General features: G+C 50.3%; 1 protein-coding gene. It reads right to left on the bottom strand.

Annotation, left to right across the window (positions count from 1 at the left end):
- The coding region (locus QEH59_RS18780) for a hypothetical protein (RefSeq protein ID WP_308986922.1) at positions 1–374 on the bottom strand (374 nt) is incomplete at both ends.

Below are 374 nucleotides of genomic sequence, written 5' to 3'. Positions count from 1 at the left end.
TAAGCGTTTTCTGAGAAATCAGCGACGAGGTTTCCTTCACCACGATTGATTTCAACTGTCAGATTATTAGACTCAACTGTTAGATCATCCACACCTGTGAAAGCGACTTGCCCGGCTGTGGCACGCAAGCTGGTAAAACTGCGTGACGCGCCGTCGATTTCATTAAAGAATGCCAGGCCGAAGTCTACATCACTGAGCTCAAGTCCAAGAGCATCTGAAGTATTGCCATTCAAACCAGCGAAGGCATCCACTCCACTGCCACCGAGTGTCAATAAGTCTACGTCGATTTCGGAATCGTCGGAAAGTGTGATCGTGTCGCTCGCCTTGGCCATCGCGAAACCGCCGCTCACTTGGAAGAAGCCAAACGCATCCAC

It is taken from the genome of Thalassobacterium sedimentorum (assembly GCF_031127905.1).
Classification (GTDB): domain Bacteria; phylum Verrucomicrobiota; class Verrucomicrobiia; order Opitutales; family Coraliomargaritaceae; genus Thalassobacterium; species Thalassobacterium sedimentorum.
The sequence above is the reverse complement of the archived record's forward strand: the minus strand, read 5'-3'. Positions and strand labels throughout refer to the sequence as shown.